This is a genomic window from Actinoplanes sp. NBRC 101535 (assembly GCF_030269225.1).
Taxonomy (GTDB): Bacteria; Actinomycetota; Actinomycetes; order Mycobacteriales; family Micromonosporaceae; genus Actinoplanes; species Actinoplanes rectilineatus.
This window is the reverse complement of the sequence record NZ_BSSY01000010.1, coordinates 243778-267299: the sequence shown is the minus strand read 5'-3', so window position 1 is coordinate 267299 and position 23522 is coordinate 243778. Positions and strand designations below refer to the sequence as shown.

Annotated in this window: 21 protein-coding genes, 2 tRNA genes and 1 other RNA gene; 9 read left to right on the top strand and 15 right to left on the bottom strand. The window is 70.1% G+C overall.

The window, feature by feature from the left end; all coding sequences use genetic code 11:
- Positions 1–43: 43 nt before the first annotated feature.
- From QSK32_RS27410 to ffs, 5 genes are all read right to left on the bottom strand, one after another.
- Positions 44–1039, bottom strand: a complete 996-nt coding sequence (locus QSK32_RS27410) for an ABC transporter permease (RefSeq protein WP_083449212.1) — start codon at positions 1037–1039, stop codon at positions 44–46.
- Between the two features lie 401 nt (positions 1040–1440).
- On the bottom strand, positions 1441–2034 hold the full coding sequence (gene recR, locus QSK32_RS27405) for a recombination mediator RecR (RefSeq protein ID WP_045744118.1): 594 nt from the start codon (positions 2032–2034) through the stop codon (positions 1441–1443).
- Between the two features lie 4 nt (positions 2035–2038).
- The gene (locus QSK32_RS27400) at positions 2039–2338 is read right to left on the bottom strand and encodes a YbaB/EbfC family nucleoid-associated protein (RefSeq protein WP_045744141.1); all 300 of its coding nucleotides are present in this window, start codon (positions 2336–2338) and stop codon (positions 2039–2041) included.
- A gap of 1712 nt (positions 2339–4050) precedes the next feature.
- On the bottom strand, positions 4051–7665 hold the full coding sequence (locus tag QSK32_RS27395) for a DNA polymerase III subunit gamma and tau (protein ID WP_285473540.1): 3615 nt from the start codon (positions 7663–7665) through the stop codon (positions 4051–4053).
- Between the two features lie 88 nt (positions 7666–7753).
- An RNA gene (gene ffs, locus QSK32_RS27390) (signal recognition particle sRNA small type) lies at positions 7754–7850 on the bottom strand.
- Between the two features lie 84 nt (positions 7851–7934).
- Here ffs and QSK32_RS27385 point away from each other — a divergent pair.
- From QSK32_RS27385 to QSK32_RS27375, 3 genes are all read left to right on the top strand, one after another.
- A tRNA-Ser gene (locus QSK32_RS27385) sits at positions 7935–8022 on the top strand.
- Positions 8023–8124: 102 nt separating this feature from the next.
- Positions 8125–8331 carry a DUF8778 family protein gene (locus QSK32_RS27380; protein ID WP_045747210.1) on the top strand — a complete coding sequence of 69 codons (207 nt, stop codon included), beginning with the start codon at positions 8125–8127 and terminating at the stop codon, positions 8329–8331.
- The gene (locus QSK32_RS27375; RefSeq protein ID WP_285473539.1) at positions 8328–8699 is read left to right on the top strand and encodes a type II toxin-antitoxin system PemK/MazF family toxin; all 372 of its coding nucleotides are present in this window, start codon (positions 8328–8330) and stop codon (positions 8697–8699) included. The genes QSK32_RS27380 and QSK32_RS27375 overlap by 4 nt, the downstream gene beginning before the upstream one ends.
- A 154-nt stretch (positions 8700–8853) precedes the next feature.
- On the opposite strand, the gene QSK32_RS27370 is transcribed toward QSK32_RS27375, so the two are convergent.
- The 4 genes from QSK32_RS27370 to QSK32_RS27355 all read right to left on the bottom strand — a co-directional run bounded on the left by QSK32_RS27370 (position 8854) and on the right by QSK32_RS27355 (position 12439).
- Entirely contained in the window at positions 8854–11088 is a 2235-nt protein-coding gene (locus QSK32_RS27370; RefSeq protein ID WP_157411494.1) for a hypothetical protein, read from the bottom strand.
- A 132-nt stretch (positions 11089–11220) separates the two neighbouring features.
- A complete protein-coding gene (locus tag QSK32_RS27365) occupies positions 11221–11562 on the bottom strand; it encodes an STAS domain-containing protein (protein WP_045747213.1) in 342 nt (113 codons plus the stop codon).
- Positions 11563–11785: 223 nt separating this feature from the next.
- The gene (locus QSK32_RS27360; RefSeq protein WP_083449600.1) at positions 11786–11995 is read right to left on the bottom strand and encodes a hypothetical protein; all 210 of its coding nucleotides are present in this window, start codon (positions 11993–11995) and stop codon (positions 11786–11788) included.
- A gap of 354 nt (positions 11996–12349) precedes the next feature.
- Positions 12350–12439, bottom strand: a tRNA-Ser gene (locus QSK32_RS27355).
- Between the two features lie 115 nt (positions 12440–12554).
- On the opposite strand from QSK32_RS27355, the gene deoD reads away from it, so the two are divergent.
- The gene (gene deoD / locus QSK32_RS27350) at positions 12555–13262 is read left to right on the top strand and encodes a purine-nucleoside phosphorylase (protein ID WP_045747214.1); all 708 of its coding nucleotides are present in this window, start codon (positions 12555–12557) and stop codon (positions 13260–13262) included.
- Between the two features lie 60 nt (positions 13263–13322).
- Here the strand turns inward: deoD and QSK32_RS27345 are convergent, their stop codons facing one another.
- The 4 genes from QSK32_RS27345 to QSK32_RS27330 all read right to left on the bottom strand — a co-directional run bounded on the left by QSK32_RS27345 (position 13323) and on the right by QSK32_RS27330 (position 14995).
- Positions 13323–13757 carry a nucleoside deaminase gene (locus QSK32_RS27345; protein WP_425394689.1) on the bottom strand — a complete coding sequence of 145 codons (435 nt, stop codon included), beginning with the start codon at positions 13755–13757 and terminating at the stop codon, positions 13323–13325.
- Positions 13758–13765: 8 nt separating this feature from the next.
- A complete protein-coding gene (locus tag QSK32_RS27340) occupies positions 13766–14275 on the bottom strand; it encodes a tRNA adenosine deaminase-associated protein (RefSeq protein ID WP_045747216.1) in 510 nt (169 codons plus the stop codon).
- A gap of 90 nt (positions 14276–14365) precedes the next feature.
- The gene (locus QSK32_RS27335) at positions 14366–14533 is read right to left on the bottom strand and encodes a hypothetical protein (RefSeq protein ID WP_169792549.1); all 168 of its coding nucleotides are present in this window, start codon (positions 14531–14533) and stop codon (positions 14366–14368) included.
- Between the two features lie 57 nt (positions 14534–14590).
- Positions 14591–14995: a hypothetical protein gene (locus tag QSK32_RS27330; protein ID WP_052721132.1), complete on the bottom strand. Its 405-nt coding sequence runs from the start codon at positions 14993–14995 to the stop codon at positions 14591–14593.
- Between the two features lie 140 nt (positions 14996–15135).
- Between QSK32_RS27330 and QSK32_RS27325 the strand changes: the two genes are divergently transcribed.
- Genes QSK32_RS27325 through QSK32_RS27315 form a run of 3 tightly spaced genes read left to right on the top strand, consistent with a single transcriptional unit; the run spans position 15136 to position 17447 of the window.
- A complete protein-coding gene (locus QSK32_RS27325; RefSeq protein WP_285473538.1) occupies positions 15136–15888 on the top strand; it encodes a M23 family metallopeptidase in 753 nt (250 codons plus the stop codon).
- Between the two features lie 2 nt (positions 15889–15890).
- Positions 15891–16844, top strand: coding sequence for a prephenate dehydrogenase (locus QSK32_RS27320; RefSeq protein WP_285473537.1), 954 nt, complete (start codon positions 15891–15893; stop codon positions 16842–16844).
- 33 nt (positions 16845–16877) lie between these two features.
- Positions 16878–17447 carry a DinB family protein gene (locus tag QSK32_RS27315; RefSeq protein WP_045747219.1) on the top strand — a complete coding sequence of 190 codons (570 nt, stop codon included), beginning with the start codon at positions 16878–16880 and terminating at the stop codon, positions 17445–17447.
- Here the strand turns inward: QSK32_RS27315 and mtnA are convergent.
- A complete protein-coding gene (gene mtnA / locus QSK32_RS27310) occupies positions 17444–18406 on the bottom strand; it encodes an S-methyl-5-thioribose-1-phosphate isomerase (protein WP_045747220.1) in 963 nt (320 codons plus the stop codon). The genes QSK32_RS27315 and mtnA overlap by 4 nt on opposite strands.
- A gap of 21 nt (positions 18407–18427) precedes the next feature.
- The gene (locus tag QSK32_RS27305; protein ID WP_045747221.1) at positions 18428–20275 is read right to left on the bottom strand and encodes a M48 family metallopeptidase; all 1848 of its coding nucleotides are present in this window, start codon (positions 20273–20275) and stop codon (positions 18428–18430) included.
- A gap of 107 nt (positions 20276–20382) precedes the next feature.
- Between QSK32_RS27305 and QSK32_RS27300 the strand changes: the two genes are divergently transcribed.
- Positions 20383–21441, top strand: coding sequence for a PHP domain-containing protein (locus tag QSK32_RS27300; RefSeq protein ID WP_045747222.1), 1059 nt, complete (start codon positions 20383–20385; stop codon positions 21439–21441).
- A 43-nt stretch (positions 21442–21484) separates the two neighbouring features.
- Entirely contained in the window at positions 21485–23155 is a 1671-nt protein-coding gene (locus QSK32_RS27295) for a DUF885 domain-containing protein (RefSeq protein WP_045747223.1), read from the top strand.
- Positions 23156–23522 lie beyond the last annotated feature (367 nt).

Sequence of the window (23522 nt, the reverse complement as noted above, 5' to 3'; positions counted from 1 at the left end):
ACTACGAACCGCACGGCTGGACGGAAAAGCTTTCGGCGTCACGTCAGCGCCGCCCCTTGGGATCGAGCGCGTCACGCAGGCCGTCGCCGAAGAGGTTGAAAGCGAGCACGGTGATGAAGATGGCCATGCCCGGGAAGAACATGAAGTGCCAGATCGTGTAGAAGCGGGCGGCCTCGGAGAGCATGCCGCCCCAGCTCGCCGTCGGCGGGCGGATGCCGACGCCGAGGAAGGAGAGGGCCGCCTCGAAGAGGATGTTCGTCGGGATCAGCAGCGTCGCGTAGACCAGGATCGGGGCCACCAGGTTCGGCAGCATCTCCTTGAAGATCACGTACGGCCCGCGGGCGCCGAGGCTGCGCGCCGCGTCGATGAATTCCCGCTCCCGCAGCGACAGGGTCTGGCCCCGCACGATACGGCCGATGTACGGCCAGGAGAAGAAGCCGATGATGAAGATCAGCAGTGCGATCCGCAGCGCGTCGCCGGAGAGGCCGAAGGCCGAGTCCGGGATGACGCCGGCCAGCGCGATCGAGAAGACGAGCAGCGGGAACGCCAGGAAGACGTCCATGGCGCGGCTGATCAGCGAGTCGACCCAGCCACCGAAGTAGCCGGCGACCACGCCGAGCGTCGCCCCGATCACGACGGACAGCAGCGTCGCCAGGAAGGCGATCAGCAGCGAGATCCGGGCGCCGTAGACGATCCGGCTGAAGATGTCACGACCGTTCTGCGGCTCGACGCCGAACAGGTGGTCGCCACTGATGCCGGTGCCGCCCTTGGGGGCCAGCGTGTTGACGTCGATCAGATCCTGGTGGAAGTCGTTCGGCGGCGAGCCGAAGAGCTTCACGATCAGGGGCGCGAAGATCGCGACCAGGATCAGGAAGATGACGACGTAGCCACCGGTCATCGCCACGCGATCCCGTTTCAGACGGGTCCACGCGATGCGCCCCAGGGAGCGACCCTCGATCGCCTTGCCGGGAACAGGCCCCGCTGCTGGGTCCGGTGCCACCGGAACCTGGTCCGAGACCGTGCCGGGTCCAACGACCATGGAGTTGCCGTCCCTCTCCCGGGCCGCCGCGCTCCGAGAGTCCACAACCAGCGCGCAGGGGTCACACCGGAGTCCCCGAGCAATGGCGATGGCCCCCGCAGCGAACGGCAACCGATCGGTTGTCGCTATGCCTCGAGTGCCGGCCCTCGCATCGGGACCGAGATCAGGTCACTCTGCGAGGGCACGCGACGACGGGTGTGCCGTCATCGAGAGGAACATTCACCTAGCTCGTGCTCCGGGTCAAGCTTGCGGACCGTACACGGATACTTCCGTGTCTCGCCCGTGATGTGACCGTGACCTACGCACTACGTAAAGGGAAAACACGACATAGGGGGCCCAGAAGGCATCAATTGGGCCCAAAACACTCGCACTGTGTTACCTATGTGTTACAGCTTGTAAATTCATATAGCCCGTCGTCCCTCGAATGCCCGACCGAGAGTGATCTCGTCCGCGTATTCCAGATCCCCGCCGACCGGCAGCCCACTCGCCAGCCGGGTCACCGCGATCCCCATCGGCTTCACCAGCAGACCGAGATAGGTGGCGGTAGCCTCACCCTCCGTGTTCGGATCGGTGGCCAGGATCAGCTCCTTCACCTCACCGGTCCCGAGACGCATCAGCAACTCACGGACCCGCAGGTTGTCCGGCCCGACACCCTCCAGCGGATTGATCGCCCCACCGAGCACGTGGTAGCGACCACGGAACTCACCGGTCCGCTCGATCGCGACGACGTCCTTCGCCTCCTCGACCACACACAACACCTCGTTGGTGCGGCGCGGATCCCGGCAGACCCGGCACAACTCCGACTCCGCCACGTTGAAACAGGTGGTGCAGAAACGGACCAGTTCCTTGACCTTGCGCAGCGCGTCGGCCAGCCTCTTCACATCCACCGGGTCGGCGGACAGGACGTGGAACGCGATCCGCTGAGCCGACTTCGGGCCCACACCCGGAAGCCGGCCCAGCTCGTCGATCAGATCCTGAATGGCGCCTTCATACACGGGATCAGAACCCCGGCAGGTTGAAGCCGCCGGTCGCCGGGCCCATCTTGCGGTCGGCGAGCTCACGCTGCGCCTCAGCGGCGTTGTGGATCGCCGCCAGCACCAGATCCTCAAGCGTCTCGACGTCGTCCGCGTCGACCACCTTCGGGTCGATCTTCACCGACTTGTACTCACCCAGCCCGGTGATCACGACGGTCACCAGGCCACCGCCGGCCGTGCCGGTCAGCTCCTCCTCGGCCAGCTCGGCCTGCGCCTGAGCGACCTGCTGCTGCATCTTCTGCGCCTGCTTCATGATCTGCTGCATGTTCGGCTGTGCACCGGGGCGCATGGCACCGCTCCTCAAACTCGTCATCTCGTCAACGTCACACGGCCGGACACGACCGGCGTCAATCGCCGTCCATCCCCGACCGCCGCCAGCGTAGCCGCCGCCCACTGCCACGACCCGCCAGCGCCGTTCCCTCTCACCCGTCTTACCCGCTACGCGGCCCGGGGAGACCTGAGCGTTCCGCGCACTCTTCTTCCTGTTGTACGAGACCCGGAGTCACCACCTGGTTCATAGGATTCGACCGCTCTCCCTTCTTTGCGGTAGTCCCTACCCGCACAAGGAGAGACGCCGAGCCCCCACTCCGCGCGCTGACGTCCGGCTCCCTCTCACCTCGACACCTTTCGCAGTCAGGTTCTGCGTGGTGATCTCGGGCGTCCAGCGCGCCTATTCACCACGCCACCCGGGGTGTGGTGAACAGGGGCGTCCAGCGCGCCCGAAATCACCACGCGGACGGGCCTCGCACCCTGACCACGAACGTGTCTAGCGGCAGCTCCTGGTGCGCCAACTCCCGGTGGGCGAAGTCGATACCTGGTCGCATCACTACTGTCCCGTCAGGTGGCATTACGCGTGTCCCGTCAGGTGGCACTACGCGTGTCCCGTCAGGTGGCACTACGCGTGTCCCGTCAGGTGGCACTACGCACCGGCCGCGCCGACCGCCGCCGGCGTCCCGCGGCCGGAGCAGCCGTCCGCCCCCGACAGACCCTGCACACCCGCCGAGAAACTCGATGAGCTCCTGAAGAGCAGTGATGCAACCGCCTCTTGACTCCAAGGGGCAGCGGTCGGCGCACCAAGGTCGGCGAACCGAACCGAACCGAACCGCACGGGATGGGACAAGACGGGACGGGACGGGACGGGCCCACCCTGGCGAAGTCCGCTCAGTCGGCGAGGGCCGCCACGCCACGTCACGTGGACCTTGGTGCGCCAACCATCGCGGGCGGCGGTCGACGCACCAAGATCGGCGCACCGAACCGAACCGCACGGGACGGGACAGGACTGGACTGGACGAGACGGGACAGGACGGGACGAGACGGGACGAGACGGGACGGGACGAGACGGGACGAGACGGGCCCACCCTGACGAAGTCCGCTCAGTCGGCGAGGACCGCCACGCCACGTCACGTGGACCTTGGTGCGCCAACCATCGCGGGCGGCGGTCGACGCACCAAGATCGGCGCACCGAACCGAACCGCACGGGACGGGACAGGACAGGACTGGACTGGACGAGACGGGACGAGACGGGACGGGACGAGACGGGCCCACCCTGGCGAAGTCCGCTCAGTCGGCGAGGGCCGCCACGCCACGTCACGTGGACCTTGGTGCGCCAACCATCGCGGGCGGCGGTCGACGCACCAAGATCGCCGAGCCGCGCCGAGCCGCGCGGGGGACGGGGCGGGGTGCGCGGGGCGGGGCGGGGAGGGGTGGGGTGGTGCGGGGTGGTGCGGGGCGGGGTGGGTCCGGCGTGGGGCGAGGCTGGACACCTGTCTGCGTGGTGACTTCGGGCACGCTGACCACCCGAAATCACCACACTGCTGTGGGGCGTGGTGATTTCGGCCGCGCTGAGCGCCCGAAGTCACCACGCAGACAGACCCCGACTGCGAAAGGTGTCCGGAGGACGTCCTCGTGGCCGGTGCAGTGGCCGAAGGCGTCAGACCGGGAAGGCGTAGTGATCTGGTGTCAGCTGGTCCGGAACGGTCAGAGCTCGCCGATCTTCTCGGCCCCGAACGCGTCGCGCAGAAGCTGCATGGCCTGCGCCTCGCCGCTCAGCCGGGCCGTCTTCTCGTCGATCACGTCGTCGGTGGGCTCGTCCCCCGGATCGAAGCCCTGGAAGCCACCGGAGGGCGCCCCGTCGTACTCGGGGTCGTACGGCGCTTCCTCGGTAGGCGTGCCGTCGGACCAGGCGGAACTGCCGGGCGCATTACCGGTGTTCGGTCCCGTCGAATCCGCCGGCCGGCCCGGAGGTGCGTTGCGGGCGTTGGCCAGCGCAGCACGCGCCGCCGAGGCCCCCTGACCGGTTCCACCGCCGACGCCGCCCCCACGGGCAGCCGCCCGGGCAGCCTCCATGGCGGCGGAGCGAACCGGCGCCCCCGGCCCCGCCGCCCCCGACGCAGCGGCAGCAGGTGAGGCCTGTGCAGGCCGTGCCGCCGCAGCAGCCCCCTGAGCCGACCGCGCCACGGCAGCAGCCGCAGCAGCCGGACCACCGGCCGAGCCGGCCCCCGGCGCTGAAGGCGCCCCCGCCGATGCCGATCCCGACACCGGTGCTGCCGACGTCGATGCTGCCAATCCCGACACCGGTGCTGCCGACGCCGATCCCGATGCTGCCGGCGGTGCCGAAGACGGCAGTGCCGAAGACGCTGGCGACATCGAAACGGCCGCTCCGCCGAACGCCGAGCCACCGCCCAACCCCGATGCCGGCCGAGCAGCCGACGACGGCCCCGAGCCTGTCACCGACCCGGAACTCGTTCCGCCCGCCGAACCCGCCCCCACTGCCGAACCGGAATCACCGGTGTCACCAGCTTCGAACCCGGCACCAGCAGCACTGACACCGCCAGAAGCCTCGGAAGCACCGAATGTTCCGGAAGCGTAGGGGTCTTCGTCAGCATCGGAAGCACCCACGGCATGGGAAGTCCCGGCATCGTCGAAGGCCGCAGCCCTGCCACCGATCTCCGAAGACTCGATCGGCTTCGCGAGCCCGGACGCGCCCTTGCCGGAAGCTCCGGTGCCCGGCTTGACCGGTTCGGGCCAGCCGTCGTCATCCACCGGAACAGCCCGCTGCGGGGTGGCACTGTCCGGCCGGACCGGTTCCGGCCAGTCGGAGTCGCCGCCCGCAGAAACAGCGGAAGCACCGCCCGCGGACATGGCGGAAGCACCGCCCGCGGACACAGCGAAGCCGCCGCCCGGCGAAACGCCGGCAACAGCGCTTCCGAACGGGCTGCCCTGAGTCGCACCGGCTCCGAAGCCCTGGCCCGCGAATCGAGCCGCCGACCCTGCCGAAGCGCCGCCGGACCGAGACTGGTCAGGCGCTGAGCGGTCAGGTGCTGAGCGGTCAGATGTCGAATGGTCGGGTGCTGGGCGGGCCGGTACCGGCCAGCCTTCGTCGTCGCTGTCGGCGGCGGGTGCGCGCGGCGAGCGGGACGGGCGGGATTCGGTCCGGCCGGTGTTGTGCTCGGGTGCGGCGGAGGCCGCCTGCCCGGACGTGCGGCCCTCCGGCATCCGGCGGCCCGTCGACTGGTCGCGGGACGGTGCGGTGTTGCGGCCACCGGCGTTGCGGGCGGCCACCGGCGCGTTCGGGTCGACGATCTCGCAGCGGATCTGCCATGAACCGGCGACGACGCTGCTCAACGCCTCGCTGATCTTCTCCCGGAACTCGAGGAAACGCTCCGCATAGCGCGCCGTCGGTGCGGTGAAGACCACCGTGTCACCGTCGAGGTCGCGGATGGCGATACCGCCCTGCTTCATCTTGCTGACCAGGTCCTGCTGCCCGCTGAGGGTCTGCCAGGCGTCACGGACCCGGGCCAGCCGCGATTCGGGCGAACTCGCGGCCTCGACAGGCTCCGGCGGCTCCTCGTCCCACGGCGGCTCGTCGTCGTAGTCACCCGAGGCCTGGGCAACCCCGGCCGGACGACCACCGGCGACCGGATGCCCGTCCTGCTCGCCGGACGCCCCCGAGCCGGCCCCGGAAGAGACCTGCCCGGCAGAGGAGTCCGACCCCGAAGGAGAGGCCGAGCCACCGGAAGAGACCGAAGCGTCGTCGCCCGGAGCACCGCCCCCGGCGACCGGCTCCGCCGAAACGCCGTCGTTCCCCGAAGCCGCCGAGCCGTCCGCCGAACCCGTGGGCGCGCCCGCCGGAGCGGCTGTCGTCATCGCAGGCGCAGCCGGAGACGTAGGCACGGCGGAAGATGCAGGCCGCCCACCCGGAGCCGCAGGACGCCGCGTGCCCGAACCCGAACCCGAGGCGGCAGCCCTGGCCGCAGCCTTCGCAGCAGCCAGTCCACCACCGGCACCACCACCTGGGGCGCCGCCACCACTCGCGACGCCGCCACCACCGGCGGGCAGCCCCGAACCGGCGACCGGCCCAACGCCGGAACCAGCCGCAGCCGCCGGCAGACTCGCTGACGACAGCTCACCGCCACCCCCGGAGGCCGCCGGAAGCACCATCCCCCGCTCCAAGCGGTCCAGCCGCTGAAGCAGAGCGCCCATCGAGTCGTCCGCACCGGGCAGGAGCATGCGGGCCGTGATCAGCTCGAGCAGCAGGCGCGGTGCGGTCGTCCCGCGCATCTCGACCAGGCCGGTGTGCACGATGTCGGCGCAGCGGGACAGCATCGCCGGGCCCATCCGGGAGGCCTGCGAGGTCATCGCCTCGAGCTGGTCGGCCGGGCCGTCGATCAGCCCTTTGGCGACCGCGTCCGGCACCTGCTGCAGGACGATCAGGTCACGGAGGCGTTCCAGCAGGTCGGAGGCGAAGCGGCGGGGGTCGTGGCCGGCCTCGGCGACCCGGTCGATCGCGGCGTAGGCGCCGGCGCCGTCGGCCGCCGCCAGCGCGTCGCACATCTCGTCGATCAGGGCGACGTCGGTGACGCCGAGCAGGGCGACCGCCCGCGGGTAGCTCACGCCGTCGTCGCCGGCACCGGCGATCAACTGGTCGAGGACCGACAGGGTGTCCCGGGCGCTGCCCCCGCCGGCCCGCACCACCAGCGGGAACACCGCCGGGTCGACGTGCACGCCCTCGGCTTCGGTGAGCTGCTGCAGGTAGGGACGCAGCACCGCGGGCGGGATCAGCCGGAACGGGTAGTGGTGGGTGCGCGAGCGGATGGTACCGAGGACCTTGTCGGGCTCGGTGGTGGCGAAGATGAACTTCACGAAGTCGGGCGGCTCCTCGACCAGCTTGAGGAGCGCGTTGAAGCCGGCCGACGAGACCATGTGCGCCTCGTCGATCACGTAGATCTTGTAGCGGCTGTTCGCCGGCGCGAAGAACGCCTTCTCGCGCAGTTCGCGGGCGTCGTCGACACCACCGTGGCTGGCCGCGTCGATCTCGATGACGTCGATCGATCCGGCGCCGTCGGTGGCCAGCGACTTGCAGGAGCCGCACACGCCGCATGGGTCGGGCGTGGGACCCTGCTCACAGTTGAGCGAGCGCGCCAGGATCCGGGCGCTCGAGGTCTTGCCGCAGCCGCGGGGGCCGGAGAAGAGGTAGGCGTGGTTGAGCCGCCCGCTGCGCAGCGCCTGCGACAGCGGTTCGGTCACGTGTTCCTGACCGATGACCTCGGCGAACGTGCGCGGCCTGTATTTCCGGTAGAGCGCGAGTGCCACTCCGACCCCTCTCAACGACCGCGCCATTGTCCGCCGGGGGTACGACAAGAACCAACACTGTCCCGCTGCCGTGGACCCGCGCCGGAACGCAAAGGACCCCTCGTGCACCCGTCAGAGCCCGCTTATCCTTGCTGCCTTCCGGCCCTGGGGAGGTTCACGAGATACACGCCGCACGAGGGGCTGCCCGCCACCTTACCCTCTCCGAGATCAGCCCCCGAGTGGGACCCCCGTGCGTGAGCTAACGTACGAAGGTCTGTACTCTGGCCCACGGAGGATTCGCCTAGTGGCCTAGGGCGCACGCTTGGAAAGCGTGTTGGGGGAAACCCCTCACGAGTTCGAATCTCGTATCCTCCGCCAGCAACACGAGTGAGGCCGGACCCCCAGGGTCCGGCCTTCTTGCTGTGTCCGCCACCTTCGCCGCGGTGGCAATCTTGGTCCTACCGCAAGTAGCATCCTGCTATGAAGATTAGCGTCAGCCTCCCTGAGGAGGATGTCAGGTTCCTCGACGAGCAGGGGACGAACCGGTCGGCAACCCTTCACGAGGCCGTCGCCCTTCTGCGTGACCGGCAACTCGCCGATCAGTACGCGGCGGCGTTCTCCGAATGGCACGACTCACCTGACGCCGAGCTGTGGGATGCCACGACCGCCGACGGACCCTTGTCATGAAGTGGGGCGACATCGTGCGAGTCGATCTGAACCCCGTGGTCGGCAGCGAGGCCGACAAGGTTCGGCCCGCGGTGGTCGTCAGTAACGACGGCGCCAACCAGGCGGCGGAGCGGTGGGGGCGCGGCGTCGTCACGGTCGCACCGATCACCTCGAACGTCAGTAAGGTCTATCCGTTCCAGGTGCTGATCGCCGCCGATCACGATATGACAGGCCTCTCGACCGAGTCCAAGATTCAGGTGGAACAGATCCGGGCTGTCGACGTCGCGCGCATCGGGCGGCAGCTCGGGCGCCTTCCGAACAGCCTGCACGAACCACTCCGCGACGCCTTGGCCCTGCATCTCGGCCTGAAGAGCAGCAGAGCCTTCTGACAGCGAGTCACTACCACCTTCGGGTTCGCGTGCGGTGAGCGGGTGGGCACCGGCAGCGAGAAAGCCCGGGACTATTCTCGGTCACGAAAACAGTGCGGGCGAGGGCCGGCTCCTGATCGGAGCCGGCCCTCGCCTTCTGTGTCGGTGCGGTGCGCTACTTCTTCTTGACCGTCACGGTCGCGCTGACCGCCTTGCCGTCGGTGTGGCCGGTGCGCCTGGCGATCACGGTCACCGTCAGCTTCTTGCCGGACCAGGCCTTCTTCAGGGTCAGCGTGGACGTGCGGGCGACGACCTTGCCGGCGACCCTCCACTCGTACGCGTAAGAGGTCGCCGAGGGCGACCAGGCACCCACCGAGACCTTCACCTTCTTGCCCACCTTGACCGTGCCGGTGATCTTCGGCTTCTTGGTCGCGGCCGGCGCGATGCCGTAGGCCACCGTCGTCGCGGCCGAGGCCACGGCGGAGGATCCACGGTTGGTGCGCTTGGCGGTCACGGTCACCCCGAGGCGCTTGCCGCGCTGGGCGGCGGGGATGGCGTACGCCGCCCCGGTAGCCCCCTTGATGGCCGCGCCGTTCGACGTCCACTGGTAGGTGTAGGACGTCGCCGCCGGGGTCCAGGTGCCGGTGACCGCCTTCACGGTGGCGCCGACCCGGACGGTCCCGCTGATCGTCGGCGCCTTGGTCGAACGCAGCAGTGCGGCCGAGACGCGGACCGCGCCCTTCAGCGTCGCCGTGGTGCCCCGCAGGCCGGACGTGACCGTGACGTCCCAGGTTCCCGCCTGCGCCTCGGTGATGTCGGCTTCGACGGTGAGCGCGGTGCGGAAGTTGTTGACGTTCCGGACCACCGCGGTGATCGGCTTCTGGCCGGCGCGGGTCAGGACGACCCGGTCGGCCGGGTCGAAGGAGGTGCCCACGAAGTACAGCGGCACCGGGTTGTCGTTGATCGTGTCCGGCTGGTCGACCATCGTCACGCTGAACGGCTCGTCGGCGCACGGCTGGTATTCGCAGGTGGTGGTCGCCCGGAACGGGATCGTCGCGGTGCTCGCGCCGGCGGTGATCAGCAGCAGGCCGTACCCGGACTGGTTGTCGATGCCGCAGGCCCGGTCGCAGGGCAGCGGAGAGCTGTCCGTGCTGTCGGTGGCCTTGAGGTAGTACGTCTCCGGGAGCTCGCTGCCGCCTCCGGTGTTGGTGGCGGTCAGCGCGAACCGGTGGGTCGGCTCGTTGAGCGGCACCGCCGCGCAGTACGCCGTCCGGCTCGCGTCGAGCGTCCCGGTGAACGGCCCGAATCCGCCGGGCGCTCCGGTGAGCTGGCGGGTGCAGGCTTCGGCGGGCTGGTCCGGGGTGCCCAGGTTCCAGGTGTTCAGCCGGTATCCGCCGACCGCGCCGGCCGGCATGATCACCTGGTAGGAGCTGGATCCGGTGACCCGGCATGGGGTGCTGGTGCATTTGAAGGCGCCGGTGCCGTCGGTGACCCAGCCGCCGCCGGAGACCCAGTAGCTGGCTTTCGCCGTGGCCGGGAACCGGTAGCAGGCGAGGTCGTCGGTGGCGGTGCGGGCGCCGGTGGTGGCCGGCCCGCCGAGCGTGGTGCCGACGGTCTGGCAGGCGGCGCCGACGGTCGGCTTGCGGGTGATCCGGAAGGTCGCGTCGTAGCGATTGCTGACCAGCACCGCGGTGTACGCCTTGCCGGCGTCGAAGCGGCACCGGAAGGTCTTGGTGGCGACCCGTGCCGCCACGTCCGACGAGGCGTTGCCGCAGACGATCGTGCCGGCGCTGTCCCGAACTGTCAGGGCGACTCCGGCCCGCGGCGCGACGTCCGTGGTCGTCAGCGTCGCGATGCTGACCATCTCGGAGGTCGCCTGCGCGGAGGCCGGGATGGTGTAGCAGGTGGCGAACCGGTCGGCGCCGAACCGCGGGGTCGCGCCGACGGTGTCGCCGTATCCACCGCGGGGCAGGACCGCGCAGTCGCCGAGCTGGTCCATCCGCTGGACGGCCACGCCGTAGTCGTCGACGCTGCCACCGCCCGCGCCGGCCGTGACCAGCACCCGGTACGGTGCCGGCCCGCTCAGCGTGCAGTTGGTGCCGCTGCAGGCGGCGGCACCGTCGGCGTCGACCACGGCGGTGGTGACCTCGGCGCCGCGGTAGATCCGCCAGGCCGTCAGCACGTTGATCCGTGCGCCGGCCGGTGTGTCGAGTGTCAGGCAGTCCGTCTCGCCCTCAGCGAGCGATCCGCGGTATCCGCCGTCGATCAGGCCCTGGTCGGAGACCGGTGTGCAGTTCGCCGGAATGTCGACCCGGGCGACCGGAGCGGCGGCGGCCTGAGCGGCCGGTATGCCGACCAGGAAACCCGATGTCAAAGCCGCACCGATCCATGCGGCCACTGTGCGTCTCACGACGACTCCCCCGTGCGTGTCCATGTAGCACGGATCTTGTCATCGGAGTCAATGTCCGCCTATTGATGTCCCATGATGCGGGAAGATCCAGGCCGGAGGCGACTACGGACCCGTAACGACCTCACAGGACACTCACAGTTGGGCGGCCGCTATGGCGTCGTCCACCTCAGGAAAAATAGCGAAATAACGGGCTAGACCGACCGTCTCCATCAGCTGCGCCAGGAACGGGCTGGCCGCCGCGAAGCTCAACCAGCCGCCGCGCGCCGCGATCACCTCCTTGCTGGTGATGAACGCGCTCAGCCCGATCGAGTCGCAGAACTTCAGTGCGGTGAGGTCCACGACGATTCTCGGCACCGGGCGCTCCAGCAGGACGTCGAGCTCGCGCTGGAGTTGCGCCGCGGTGTCGGCGTCCAACTCGCCGCGAAGGTGCAGCACGGCGACGTCGGAGCGGTGATCGGTGACTGTGGCCTGCATGGTGATGGCTTCCTACCCGTCGATGGGAACTCAGCCTAGATCCATTATTTCGCCACACATCGGACAGAGCGTGCGTCGGGATCATGGACCGCGGGCGCCCGGAAGCACGACGCCGGCGCAGGAATGCACGAGAGAGCCGGACCCGTTCGGGTCCGGCTCTCTCGTAAGGCTGGCCGAGACAGTCAAGCAGGAACGGCGCAGCCCAGGCTCTTGGCGGGCTCGGTCAGAGCTCGCGCCACCGCCAGCGTGGACCACGCCACGCGTCGGCCAGGATCATCGCGGATGCCCGGCCGGGACACTGTTGCACCTTGGACTTCCCGTCGGGGCCGCCCAACTGTGCCTCGACCTCCCAGCTGACGCCGTCCGTGCGGACGTAGACGTCCCGCCGCTGAAGACGGAGGTCCCCATTCCACCAGTGATGCTCAACTCTCACGTGACAAATCTAGGACACATATCGAAGTATCTGGGTGGGGCGATCCTGTGAAAGTTTCTCGCCGCCCGGTCGGAACCACATTGTCTGATCCGGTGTAATTGGCTCCGGTGACTTGCGCTACACCCTACGTCGCAGGGCCGTCCCCGATCGAGCACTCTCGGTGACCGAGCAATGTGATACCCCCAGGAAACACATACGTTACAAGAGCACCGCTGATCATGGAGAACGACCGAACGGCCGATCCACCGATCGTGCGTGTGGGGGAACCCGCCGAGAAACACGGAGGGTAATCAACGAGCCGAACCGGCCCGGAAAAGCCGGAAGCCCGGTCCTCGACGGACCGGGCTTCCGGTTTGGCGGTGGCGGAGGGATTTGAACCCTCGGAGGGCGTAAACCCTCACACGCTTTCGAGGCGTGCTCCTTAGGCCGCTCGGACACGCCACCGGTACGTACGTTACCTGACGCCGGAGCGCGCTTGACGCCGGGTCACCCATAACCCTGCGCCACCGCGCTGACCTGGCAAGATCGGCGACATGAACTACCGAAACGGAGATCTGGCATGAGCGTGCACATCGGCGGCAAGCCGGGAGACATCGCCGAGCGGGTGCTTCTGCCCGGTGACCCGATGCGGGCGAAGTGGATCGCCGAGACGTTCCTCGAGGACGCGGTCTGCTACACCGAGGTCCGCGGGATGCTGGGCTTCACCGGCACCTGGCAGGGCGTCCGGGTCTCGGTGCAGGGCTCCGGCATGGGCATGCCGTCGGCCTCCATCTACACCCACGAGCTGATCAACGACTACGGCGTGAAGTCGCTGATCAGAATCGGTTCCTGCGGCGCGCTCGCACCCGACCTGCACCTGGGTGACGTGGTCGCCGCGATCGGCTCCGCGACCGACTCCAACATGAACCGGTCCCGGTTCGACGGCCTGATCGACTACGCCCCGGTGGCCGACTTCGGCCTGCTGCGCACCGCGGTCGAGGCCGCCGAGGCGCAGGGCACCCCGATCCGGGTCGGCCCGATCCTGGCCGCCGACGCCTTCTACACCGACCGCCCCGACCTCTACGACTCGCTGGCCGACTACGGCGTGCTCGCGGTCGAGATGGAGTCCGCCGCGATCTACACGATCGCCGCCCGCTACGGCGCGAAGGCCCTGACCGTCCTCACCGTCAGCGACCACATCAAGCGTGGCGAGGCGATGGATTCGGCACAGCGCGAGAAGGGCTTCAGCAACATGGTCAAGATCGGTCTCGCGACCGCCATCGCTTAAGTCCTCCGGGGTACGGCCGGACCACCTCGCCCGCACGGGCCGAGGTGGTCCACCGCGCTCTCAGCGGAAGAAGTCCCGCAACTGCCGCGCGCACTCGGACTCCAGTACGCCGGCGTACACCTCGGGCCGGTGGTTGAGCCGGTTGTCGCGCACCACGTCCCACAGCGAGCCCACCGCGCCCGTCTTCGGCTCCCAGGCGCCGAAGACCACGACGGCGATCCGGGCCAGCACGATCGCCCCGGCACACATCGTGCACGGCTCCAGCGTCACGACGAGCGTGCAGCCCTCCAGACGCCACGTGCCGAGCCGTTCCGCCGCCCGGCGCAGCGCCAGCACCTCGGCGTGCGCGGTGGGGTCACCGGTGAGTTCCCGTTCGTTCCCGGCCGCCGCGATCTCGGCGCCGTCCGGCCCGAGCACGATCGCCCCGACCGGGACGTCCTCCGGCGAGGAGGACGCGACGGACATCGCCCGCCGCATCCATTCCTCGTGTCGCACGCGACGGTTCACGCCTCGCGCAACTCCTCCATCTCGTCACCACAGCCGATCCTCTGGCAGATCTCGGCGGTGATGTCGGACGGCAGCATGCCCTCCATGCCGCACAGGGCCAGCAGGCGCTGCGCGGTCACCCCCAGATCGGCAAGCAGCTCGGCGTCACCGACCGGGTCGGCGTCCGGATCGACCGGGGTGCCGTTGTCCTCGTCGTCGGTGGTGGCCAGGTCGTCCACACCGAGCGCCGGGTTCTCCACCTCACCCAGCAGCACCGCACCGATCCGCGACTCCTCCGCGTAGGCGGAGTCCGAACCGAAGACCCTCAGGTCCTCGCCCTCGTCCAGGCGAAGGATCGCAAGGTACTCGTCATCGCTCTCGACGAACAGCAACGCGAGATCCGCGTCCGCCTCGGTGTCCCGCAATGCGTCCACGACCTCGTCGATGTCCGCCAGGCCCGAAAGCTCCAGCTCCGACGCCGTCCAACCGCTCTTGCCCCGGGCGACGGCGGCAGCGAAAATCGACACGATTCCCCCAACACGACTCTTGTTCCTCAGCGCCTGACGGTAGCGGGTGGCGCGGCGGGCGCATCGCGCCACGCCTTGAGGGAGGTCAAGTCAGTTGGCGGGGCGACGCCGCGTGGCGATCAGCTCACGCAACCGCATGCCGTGCACCCGCTGGAAGGGGTTGGAATCACGCACCGACTTGGCGTGGGCGAGAGCCGCCAGCAGCTCCAGCCGGCGGCGGCAGCGTTCCGGGTCGAGCCGGTACGGCGAGGGGGCCATGGTGCCGAGCGTGAAGGAGTCGTGCGGCTTTCGTCAAGGGTCGATGAGCGCGCCGCTTCACCACAGCGGGAAGTCGTACGTCCCGATCCAGCGCAGGGCCACGAACACCATCGCCAGGGACAGGCCGAAACCGCTGGCCACGGCGATGCCGACGGCCACCCCGCGATCGCCGAGCAGGCTCAGGACCACGGCCACCAGCCAGGCGCTCGCGGCGGCGCCGATCGTCCACCACGCGTACGACATGAGGGAGCCGCCGAGGGCGCCGAAGAGGACGAACCAGGCCGTGGTGCCGGCCAGCCCGGCGAGCACCGGCAGGGCCGTCACCCGGTGCACCTCGCGGTAGACCGGGCGCGGTGGCGGCACGGCGAACGGCGCGGACTGCGGAAGCGGCCGCTGCGGTGGCGGGAGGTAACCCGCCGGCGGGGCGGCCGTCGTCCAGGGGCCCTGCTGCCCGTCGGCCATCCGTCGCCCCTCTCCGCCGTTCACACGGCCGGTCTCGCGTCCCTCGATGCAGCGTAGCCACACCGGCGCCGTCGTGGCGCCGGCCGGTGAGGATCGTCGCGAGGTCGGCGGACCGTCCCGGGTTCTGTCAGGATGGCGCGGTGCGATTCCTCCGTACCCTCTCCGGCCTGACCGCCGCGGCTGTCTGCCTGACCGCCTGCGGCTCCTCCGGCGGTGCGGTCTCCACGGCCTCCACGCCGCTGTTCGTGCAGCCCTCGGGGAGCACCCCGGCCTCGGCCCCGGCGGCCGGATCGGCCGCCGTGCCCGCGCCGAGCGCCACCACCGCCGACCCGGCCACCTCCTCCGCCCCGCCGAGCACGTCCCCGGCGCCGCCGGCGACCACCGAGGTGAAGTACGTCTTCCCGGTGGACGCGTCGAACGTGGATTTCCACACCACCCACTCGAAGTACCCGGCGACCGACATCTTCGTCGACTGCGGTGAGCGTTTCGTCGCCACCACCAGCGGCGTGGTTCTGGAGACGAGCCGCGCGGACAACTACGTCGAGGGCAGCGCCGACGGTCCGAACAACGGTGGTCTGTCGGTCTCGATCCTCGGTGACGACGGCGTGCGTTACTACGGCTCGCACCTGAGCAAGGTGCAGTCCGGCATCGAGGCGGGCGTCCGGGTGACCGCCGGCCAGCTGCTCGGCAGGAGCGGCAAGACCGGCAACGCCAACAACGTCTGCCACGTGCACTACGGCATCTCGCCGCCGTGCGCGAAGACCGGCGACTGGAAGGTGCGGCGCGGGGTGATCTGGCCGGCGACGTTCCTCAAGTCGTGGCGCAACGGCGGCCGGAAGAGCCCGGTCGCGACCGTCGCCGCCTGGGAGAAGAAGAACGACTGCAAGGCGTGACGATGCGGACAGCAGTGATCGGTCTCGGTCTCATCGGCGGCTCGCTGCTGCGGGCCTCCGCGGCGGCCGGCCACGAGACGACCGGCTTCGACGTGGACCCGGCGACCCGGGAGGCGGCCCGCGCGGCCGGTCACCGGGTCGCCGAGACGGTGGGCGCGGCGGTCGAGGGCGCCGACGTGACTGTTGTGGGCGTACCCCTCACGGTGTTGCACGAGGTGCTGCCGGAGCTTGCCGGGCACGACGGCCTGGTGACCGATGTGACCTCGGTGAAGGGCCCGGTGCGGGACCTGATGGCGAAACACGGGATCCGCCGGTTCGTGGGTGGGCACCCGATGGCCGGCAAGGAGACCTCGGGGTTCGCCGCGTCCGATCCTGATCTGTTCACCGGGTGTGCCTGGGTGCTCTGCCTGGAGCCGCACGGCACCGACCTGGGCGACTGGCTGACGCTGGCCCGGCTGTTCACCGGGATGGGCGCGCGGGTGGTGCCGGTGACCGCCGACGAGCACGACGACGCGGTGGCCGGCATCAGTCATGTGCCACACCTGGTGGCTGCGGCGCTGGCCGCGCCGATCGCGGCGGATCCGCTGGCCGGCGCGCTCGCGGCGGGTTCCTTCCGGGACGGCACCCGGGTGGCGGCGACGCGCGCCGCACTGACCGCGGCGATGTGCGGGGGCAACGCGAGCGCGGTGCATCGACGACTGCGATCGATCATCGACGACCTCACCGCGATGGCGGACGCGCTGTCGACCGGCGATCCGGTGTCGGCCCTGATCCCGCACCTGGAGCCGGGCGAGCGGGCCCGCAAGGCGTGGCCGGCCGCACCGGGCCGTCCGGAGACCGTCGTGACCGAGATCGAGCCGCTGCTGGCGCTCGGACGGTCCGGCGGATGGGTGACATCGGTGGGCGACGGCGACGTTCTCGCCCTGCGGCCGGAAAGTGGCCGCAATCGCTCCTAGCGTGGTGTGCAGACACCCACGAAGGAGCCCGTCATGCCTGGTCAGGTCCGTCCCGTCACCGATGAGCAGGATGGTCTGCTCGCCTACCTCGCCCAGATGCGCTACGTGCTGCGGCTGACCGCTTTCGGACTCACGCCGGAGCAGCTGCGAGCCACCCCGTCGGCCAGCACGCTCAGCGTCGCCGGGCTGATCAAGCACTGCGCGGCGACCGAGGAGAGCTGGATGACCACCGTGCGCGGCGAGGCGCAGCCGGTGGACTACGCGGCCTACGCCGCGAACTTCGTGATGGCCGAGGACGAGACGATCGAGGAGATCCTTTCCGGGTACGACCGGATCGCCGCCGAGACCGAGAAGACCGTCACCGGGCTGGCCGATCTCGATCACCCGGTGCCGATCGACCACTCGGTGCCGTGGAACCCGCGGGACGCCGACTTCTGGTCCCTGCGGTGGGTGCTGCTGCACCTGATCCAGGAGACCGCACGGCACACCGGGCACGCCGACGTCATCCGGGAGACCGTCGACGGGGCCTCCGCGTACCCGCTGATGGCGGCCGCCGAGGGGTGGCCGGAGACCGCCTGGCTCAAGCCCTGGACGAAGTCCTAGAGCTTCTCGCCGTGGTCGAGCCGGATCACCCGCCGGTCGGTGACGATCGCGGTCACCAGGTCGTGCGGGGTGACGTCGAACGCCGGGTTCACCGCCTCGCTCCACGCGGTGACCTCGGCCGAACCACGGTCCTCGATCTCCACGTCCGCGCCGGTGGCGGTCGCGACGTCGACCGTCGACTCCGGCGCGACCACGATGAACGGGATGCCGGCACGACGGGCGCCGAGAGCGTGCGAGTACGACCCGATCTTGTTGATCACGTCGCCGTCGGCGCAGATCCGGTCGGCGCCCAGGATCACCGCGTCCACCTCGCCGCGGGCCATCAGGAACGGGCCGGCCGAGTCCACCGCCACCCGGTGCTCGACGCCCCAGCTGCTCAGCTCCCAGGAGGTGAGCCGGGCGCCCTGCAGCAGCGGCCGGGTCTCGCTGGCGATCACCCCGCCCAGCCGGCCCCGCCGGTGCAGCTCGCCGACCACCCCGAGGGCGGTGCCGACGGTCACCGCGGCCAGCGCGCCGGTGTTGCAGTGGGTCAGCAGCCGGGCCCGCTCCCCGCACAGCTCGGTCACCAGATCCGCGCCGCGGGCCGCCATCGCCTCGGAGGCGGCGATCTCGGAGTCCCGGATCGCGCACGCCTCGGCCAGCACCGCGTCCGGTCCCTGCCCGAGCCGGCCCGCGGCACGCCGGGCGCCACCGGCCAGGTTGACCGCGGTCGGCCGGGCGTTCTCGATCCGGTGGACGGCCGCCTCGAGCGCGGCCGGGTCGTCGGCGTGGATCCGGGCCGCCAGGGCGACCCCGAAGGCCCCGGCCACACCGAGCGCGGGAGCACCCCGGACCGCCAGCGACTGGATGGCCGCGATCAGCTCCCCCACCGTGTGCAGCCGGAGAATCCGCAGTTCACCGGGGAGGGCCGTCTGATCGATGATCTCGACGGCCCCGTTCACCCAATCGATCGTCCGCATCCGACGACAGTAATGCCGGCCCTAGGCGTTCGCGCGCTCGTTGATCCGGTTCAGGACCTTCTCGAAGATGTCCCGGCTGTCCCCGATCGTGTCGCTGGTCCAGCGCTCCTTGAGGGTCAGCGAGGTGCCGTCGTGCAGGCTCAGCACCACGTTCATCGGCACCGTCTTGACGATCTGTGCGGCCGCCACGTCCTCGTACGCCACGAAGCGGTAGTGCGCGGCCAGCCGCTCCGGCCCGGCCGCGACCAGCGCCGCCACCCGCTTCTCGCCCTCGTTGGTGTCCTTCGGGGCCGGCACCAGCACCATGCCGCGGGTCAGCAGGATCAGGTCGGTCTCGTCGTCGCCGGCCCGCACGTTGGGCAGCGCGCCGATCACGTCCGCGCCGCTCGCGGTGGCCTTGGTCTCGACCACCCGGGCCGCCGCGACCTCGATGCCGGCCTCGGCCAGTTTCGCCCGGGCCTCACCGAGCGTCTCCGGGGCGACCGCCAGCTTCGCGATCGGGCTGTAGTCGACCGGCTCGCCGGCCGCGTCGACCAGCCGGGCCGGCTCGGACCACGAGTGCTTCCAGACGGCCGCGCCGGAACGTACCGCGGCCAGCTCGAACAGGTCGTCGAGCACGGCGGCGAACCGGGTGGCCGCCTCCTCGCGGCTCACGTTCGGGGCGAACTCGGCGGCCAGCTCACCGAGACGGCCGGCCTCGACCAGGCCGAGCACCTCGGCGAGTCCGGCCTCCGGGACCCCCAGCCGGCGGGCGGCCGCACGGAACACCCGGTCGGCACGGCGCTGACCGATCGCGATCAGTGAGGCGGCGGTGAAGTCGGGCCAGGACAGGACGGTACGCGTACCGAAGTCGATGACCTCGCTCTGCAGTTCCAGGGCGGCGCCGCCGAGCTGGGGCAGCAGCACCGAGGCGGGACGGCCGTCGGTCGGGTGTTCGGAGGCCGGTGCGGCCCGCATGGCGGCGATCCGCTCGCCGGGCGCCGGGTGCGAGTCCCAGCGGGACGTCTCCGAGTCCGGTTCCTCGTCGCGCAACTCCGCCAGTTCCTCGGTACGGGCGGCGTACAGCCGGCCGAACCCGCCGAAGATGTCGTCCGGGGCGTACCCGATCTCCCACCCGTACGCGACGTAGTTTCCGAAGTAGAAGTTCCAGGCGGAGGCGACGACCGGCAGGTCCCGCATGGTGCTGACGGCGGCGTCGACACCGGCGACCCGGACCGACGCGAGGTCCGCCTCGAGTTCCTGGCGACGGCCGACGGCGTTGCTCACCAGCAGATACAGGTAGCCGTACCCCTTGAAGACCCAGCCGAAGACGTTCCACTTCCCGACCCGGCTGAGGGTCTCGTGCATGGCGAGCCGCCCGCGGTAGGCGATCTCCGCCATCCGGGTGTGCGACCCGGAGTAGTGGCCGAGCTCGTGGGCGAGCACCGAGCGCATCTGGTCGACGGTGAACGTCTGGAGCAGCGGCATGCCGATGTAGAGGCGGCGGGTCCCGGCGATCAGGCCGAGCAGCCTGGTGTCCTCGCTGACCGCCGCGTTGACCTCGGGGACCAGCCGGATCTCGTCCGGGGCTCGGGTGCCGGCCTCGTCGGCCATCTCCCGGACCGTGGCCCACAGCTCGGGCGCCTGCTCGGGGGTGAGGATCAGGCCGTGCGGCTCGTCGGGCCGGGCCCGGAGCGCCCGCCAGAGTCCGGCCGCGATCGCGCCGACCGCGCCGAGCAGGATCCAGCTGAACTTGGCGGCGGCGAGGCCGCTGAAGTGGCCCCAGATCCAGAGGACGCCGAGCAGGGCGGCGGCGAACTGGACGAGGCCGAGTACGTAGAAACCGACGAGCATCACGACGGACAAACCGGCGCGCATGGCCGTAGACATATTCTTTTCTCCCCGTTGACCTGCCCGAAGAGCCCGGACAGCGGTGGGAAGATACCGGCCTCGATATACACCCAGCAAGATCCTTTCGGGGCCATAAGGTGGCAGGTATGACGTCGCGTGACCCGGTCGCCGATCTGCGGCGCATCGCGTTCCTGTTGGAGCGGGCGAACGAGGCCACCTACCGGGTCCGGGCGTTCCGGTCGGCGGCCGCCACCGTGGCGGCCACCCCGCCGGAGGACCTGCGGGCCCGGGCCGAGGCCGGCACGCTGGCGAAACTGCCGGGGGTGGGTGACGTGACCGCCCGCTGCGTCACCGAGTCGCTGGCCGGTGAGGAGCCGGTCTACCTGCGCCGGATCAGCGCCACCGCGGGCACCGACCTGCCCGCCGCGGCCGCCGCGCTGCGGTCCGCCCTGCGCGGCGACTGCCACGTGCACTCGGACTGGTCCGACGGCGGCTCGCCGATCGAGGAGATGGCGCTGGCCGCCGCCGACCTCGGCCACGAGTGGTTCGTGCTCACCGACCACTCACCGAAACTCACCGTGGCCCGCGGCCTGACCGCGGACCGGCTGCGCCGTCAGCTCGACCACGTGGCCGCGCTCAACGAGGCGCTGCCGGACGGCTTCCGCATCCTCACCGGGATCGAGGTGGACATCCTCGAGGACGGTTCGCTGGATCAGGAGGACGAGCTGCTGGCCCGGCTCGACCTGGTGGTCGGCTCGGTGCACAGCAGGCTGCGCGACGACTCGCCGCGGATGACCCGGCGGATGCTCACCGCGATCGCCGACCCGCACCTGGACGTGCTCGGCCACATGACCGGCCGCAAGGTCGCCACCACCGGCGAGGGCGACGCCGCGCACGGGAAGTCGCGGACCCGCCCGCCGAGCACGTTCGACCTGGACCGGGTGGTCACCGCCTGCCGGGAACACGACAAGGCCATCGAGATCAACTCCCGGCCGGACCGGCTGGACCCGCCGAAACGGATGCTCACCGTGGCGGTGGAGGCCGGCTGCCGGTTCAGCATCGACACCGACGCGCACGCCCCGGGTCAGCTGGACTGGCTGGGCAACGGGTGCGAGCGGGCCGCGCTGTGCGGTGTGCCGGCCGAGCGCGTGGTCAACACCTGGACGGCCGAGCAGCTGCTCTCCTGGACCGGTTCGCACGCCTGAAACCGGCGGTTACCGGACGCTCTCGTCCCGTAGGGTCGGCGAGGTGGGAAGAATTGACGAACTCGCCGATCGATACGTGGACGAGTGGGCCGAGCTCAACCCGACGGGCGCGACCGCCGTGGGCATCGCCGGCCACGACGACAAGACCGACGACCTCTCGCCGGAGGGCTACGCCGCCCAGGCCGAGCTGGTCCGCCGCACCATCAACGACCTGGACACCGTCGATCCGGTGGACGAGCCGGAGAACGTCGCCAAGGAGGCGATGCTCGAGCGCCTCGGCCTGGAGCTGACCCGTTACGACACCGGCTACGCGGCCACCGACGTCAACGTCATCACCAGTGGGCTGCACGGCCTGCGGATGACGTTCGACGTGATGCCGACCGAGGGCGAGGAGGCGGTCGCCAACATCGCGGCCCGGCTCAACGCCTTCCCGACCGCCCTGGAGCAGTACCGCCGGACCCTGCTGGAGGGCGCCGACAAGGGCCTGATCAGCGCCCGGGCCCAGCTCCTGGCGGTGGCCGAGCAGTGCGAGGCGTGGACCGACCCGACCCGGGACGGTTTCTTCCAGGGCCTGGCGAGCCGGCTCCGGGCGACCGGCGCGCTCGCCACCGAGCTGCAGCACGGTGCGGCCGCCGCCACCGCCGCCACCGCCGCGTTCGGGGTCTTCCTCCGGGAGGAGCTGGCCCCGCGGGGACGTGACAAGGAGGCGGCCGGGCCGGAGCGGTACGCGCTCGGCTCGCAGTACTTCCTCGGCGCCAAGGTGGACCAGCTGGAGACGTACCTCTGGGGCTTCGACGAGCTGGACCGGCTGGAACGCGAGATGCGCGCCGTGTCGGCGGTGATCGCCGGGAAGGGCGCCACCGTGGACGAGGCGGTCGCCGTCCTGGACGCCGACCCGGCCCGCAACATCGGCAGCAAGGAGGAGTTCCGGGACTGGATGCAGGCGCTGTCCGACCGGGCGATCTCCGAGCTGAACGGGACGCACTTCGACATCGAGCCGCCGGCCCAGAAACTGGAGTGCTGTCTCACGCCGACCAGCGACGGCGCGATCTACTACACCGGGCCGAGCGAGGACTTCTCCCGTCCGGGCCGGATGTGGTGGGCGGTGCCGGAGGGGCAGGCATCCTTCTCCACCTGGCGCGAGGTCACCACCGTCTACCACGAGGGTGTCCCGGGTCACCATCTGCAGGTCAGCCAGGCGTTGCTGCGGGCCGACTCGCTCAACCGCTGGCAGCGCCTGCTGTGCTGGTGTTCGGGACACGGCGAGGGCTGGGCGCTCTACGCCGAGCGGCTGATGGACGATCTGGGTTACCTCACCGATCCGGGTGACCGGCTCGGCATGCTCGACGCCCAGGCGCTCCGCGCGTGCCGGGTGATCGTCGACATCGGCATGCATCTGGAGCTGGAGATCCCGCGGGACAACCCGTTCGGCTTTCACCCGGGTGAGCGGTGGACGCCGCAGCTGGGCTGGGACTTCCTCCGGGCGCACACCCGCCAGCCGGAGGAGGTGCTGCGCTTCGAGTGGAAGCGGTACCTGGGGTGGCCGGGGCAGGCGCCGTCGTACAAGGTCGGCGAGCGGATCTGGCTGCAGGCCCGGGACGAGGCAAAGCGCCGTAAAGGCAGTGATTTCAACCTCAAATCGTTCCACCGCGATGCTCTGGACCTCGGGTCACTCGGGCTCGATCCGCTCCGAAAGGCACTGGCCAGGATTTGAGTCATTAGGGCCTCTCCGTATCCAAAACGGGACGGAGAGGCCCTCGTTTGCGTATGGGATCAACTACTCACAGTCATTTGTAACGCGAGCGCGAGTAGAGCAGCACTTACTGTGAAAGTCGAGTATCCGAGACGTAACAAATCCGAAGTAGAAGTCATATTCACGTCCTGCCTGCGGTCCGGATACGATCTGCCCGGCGCGCGTCACTTTGTTCTTGGAACCCGCCTGGACAGGAGCTTCACCCCGTCTCAGCGGTTGCTACAGCCAAGTGGGCGACGTCGCGTATCCACCGATCAGCCGAGCGAACTCTGACCCTTGGAAAGGGGTTTTCTGAGGTTTTCTCGGATAGATTGACCCAGATCGGTGC